Genomic DNA, 2,926 nt, shown 5'->3' with positions numbered 1-2,926 from the left:
GCCCGCGACCTCCGCGACGCCGTAGGGGACCTTGCCGGAGCGCGACGAGAAGTCGAACGCGCCCTCCCCCGTCACCACCAGGTCTGCCTGCCGGGCGCGTTCCTCCAGCTTCACCGCCTCGGCCACCAGGCCGATGCCCGGCTCGCGGACCGCCCCCAGCACCAGCAGTCCGAAGCCCAGGCCGCCCGCGGCACCGGCGCCCTCGGCCAGGGAGGTGCGCCGGTCGACGGCCAGGGCGAACTGCTCCAGCCACCCGTCCACCACCGGCAACCGCTCCTCGGGGATGCCCTTCTGCGGGCCGAAGACCTTGGTGGCGCCGAAGAGGCCCGTGAGCGGGTTGTCCACGTCGCTCGCCGCGACCAGCCGGACGCCGGCGACCCGGGACCTGGCCGGCTCGAGGTCGACCGTGCCCACGCCGTCGAGCGCGCCCACCCCGGCGTCGAGCGGGCCGTCCGCGACGGCGCCGAGGGCGGCGAGGAGCCCCGCCCCGCCGTCGTTGGTGCCGCTTCCGCCGAGCCCGACCACGACCGTCGTCGCCCCGGAGTCGAGGGCCGCCTCGACCAGCTGCCCCACGCCGAGGGTGGTCGCCGTCTCCGCGCCCTCCTTCCCGGTCAGGTGCAGCCCACAGGCCTGCGCGCTCTCGACGTAGGCCGTCTTGCCGACCAGCAGGAGGGTGGCCGGGACGGGACTCCCGAACGGCCCCGCCACCGTGGTCGCGAGCAGGTCGCCACCGAGGGCCGCGTGCAGGACGTCGACGAAACCGGGGCCTCCGTCGGCCATCGGCGCGCAGTCGAGCTCGTCGTCAGGCCGCTGCCGGCGCCACCCGTCGGCGATCGCGTCGGCCGCTTCGACGGCCGTGAGGGTGCCGGCGAACTTGTCCGGGGCGATCAGCACACGCATGGGGCCATCTCATCACCGCATAGGGTCGGGCTCGTGACCGAGGCGACCATCCGGCCGATGGCCGAGGCCGACCTGCCGACGGCGGAGCGCCTGAGCTCGGAGGGCTTCCTGGAGCTGGACAGCCGGATGTTCCGCCGGTCCTGGCCCGACCCCCAGCCCCGGTCCCCCGACCGGGGCCAGGACTGGATCGTCCGCACCCGGCACTTCCTGCAGACCGACCCCGGCGGCTGCTGGGTGGCCGAGGATCCCGACGGCATGGTGGGCTTCGCGACGTCGTACACCCGCGAGTTGATGTGGATCCTGGCGACGTACGCCGTCCGTCCCGGTGCCCAGGGACGGGGGATCGGCAAGGCGCTGCTCGCCGCCGCACTTCACCACGGCCGGGGCTGCCTGCGCGGGATGCTGTCGGCGTCGTCGGACCCCAAGGCCACCCGGCGCTACCGGCAGGCCGGCTTCTCACTGCACCCGCAGATGTTCCTGGCCGGCACGGTGGACCGCTCGGCGCTGCCCGTCGTCGAGCGGGTGCGCGAGGGGTCGTCGGGCGACATCGAGCTGATGGACAGCATCGACCGGCGCACCCGCGGCGCCGCTCACGGCCCGGACCACGAGGTGATGCTGCGGCTGTGGCGACTCCTCGTCTCCGACACCTCGACCGGCTCGGGCTACGCCTACCTCGACACCACGGGACGGGTTGCGCTGCTGGCCGCCACCAACCGTCGCACCGCCACCCGGCTGCTGTGGGAGTCGCTGGCGTCGACCGAGGGGAAGACCGAGATCGGGCACGTCACCGCGGTGAACGAGTGGGCGATCGACGTGGGGCTCGAGGCCCGCCTCGACCTGCACCAGGAGGGCTACCTGGCGCTGCGGAACATGAAGCCGCCCGCGCCGTACCTCCACAACGGGGTCTTCCTCTAGCCCACCTAGACTGAGGGCCATGACGACCGTCGACCTTCCGCTGCTGCCGCTGGGTCGGGGCAAGGACCCCTCCTCCGAGCGTGGCGTCGAGTGCCCCGGCGACCTGCCGGCGGCCTCCGACCCCGATCTGGTGGCCCGGGCGCAGGCCGCGAAGGAGGCGCTCGGCGAGCGCGTGTTCGTGCTGGGGCACCACTACCAGCGCGACGAGGTCATCCAGTTCGCCGACGTCACCGGCGACTCGTTCAAGCTCGCCCGCGAGGCCGCGGCGCGGCCCGAGGCGGAGTTCATCGTCTTCTGCGGCGTGCACTTCATGGCCGAGTCGGCCGACATCCTCACCTCCCCCGAGCAGAAGGTGGTCCTGCCGGACCTGGCGGCGGGTTGCTCGATGGCCGACATGGCCCGGCTCGGACAGGTCGAGGACGCCTGGGACGCGCTGACCGACGCCGGGATCGCCGACAGCGTCGTACCCGTGACCTACATGAACTCCTCCGCCGACATCAAGGCTTTCTGCGGACGCAACGGGGGCGTGGTGTGCACGTCCTCCAACGCGGAGGTGGCCCTGGAGTGGGCGTTCGACCAGAAGTCCGACGCCAAGGTGCTGTTCCTCCCCGACCAGCACCTCGGGCGCAACACCGCGGTGCTCAAGATGGGCCTGTCACTCGAGGAGTGCGTGGTGTGGAACCCGCACCTGCCAGGCGGCGGGCTCAGCGAGGAACAGCTCCGCGACGCGCGGATGATCCTGTGGAAGGGACACTGCTCGGTGCACGGGCGCTTCTCCCCCGCCGTCGTCGACGAGCTGCGCGCGAGCATCCCCGACGTCCAGATCCTCGTGCACCCCGAGTGCCAGCACGAGGTCGTCCTCAAGGCGGACCTGGTCGGTTCCACCGAGTTCATCATCCAGACCATCGAGGCGGCCGCCCCAGGGTCGAGCTGGGCCATCGGTACCGAGCTGAACCTGGTCAAGCGGCTGGCAGACCAGCACCCCGACAAGCACATCTCCTTCCTCGACCGCACCGTCTGCTACTGCTCCACGATGAACCGGATCGACCTGCCGCACTTCGTCTGGGCGATGGAGTCGCTGGCATCAGGCCTCGTGGTCAACCAGATCCAG

General features: G+C 72.1%; 3 protein-coding genes. 2 read left to right on the top strand and 1 reads right to left on the bottom strand.

What is annotated here, in order from left to right:
- Positions 1-900: glycerate kinase (locus tag VFN12_RS01255; RefSeq protein ID WP_325116726.1), on the bottom strand; the 900-nt coding region annotated here is incomplete at its 3' end.
- A 33-nt stretch (positions 901-933) separates the two neighbouring features.
- Between VFN12_RS01255 and VFN12_RS01250 the strand changes: the two genes are divergently transcribed.
- Entirely contained in the window at positions 934-1,815 is an 882-nt protein-coding gene (locus VFN12_RS01250; protein ID WP_325116725.1) for a GNAT family N-acetyltransferase, read from the top strand.
- A gap of 19 nt (positions 1,816-1,834) precedes the next feature.
- A partial coding sequence (gene nadA, locus VFN12_RS01245; RefSeq protein WP_325116724.1) for a quinolinate synthase NadA occupies positions 1,835-2,926 on the top strand: 1,092 nt, incomplete at its 3' end.

This window comes from Nocardioides sp., from assembly GCF_035703625.1.
In the GTDB taxonomy this organism is placed as follows: Bacteria; Actinomycetota; Actinomycetes; order Propionibacteriales; family Nocardioidaceae; genus Nocardioides.
This window is presented reverse-complemented; position numbering and strand designations above follow the sequence as displayed.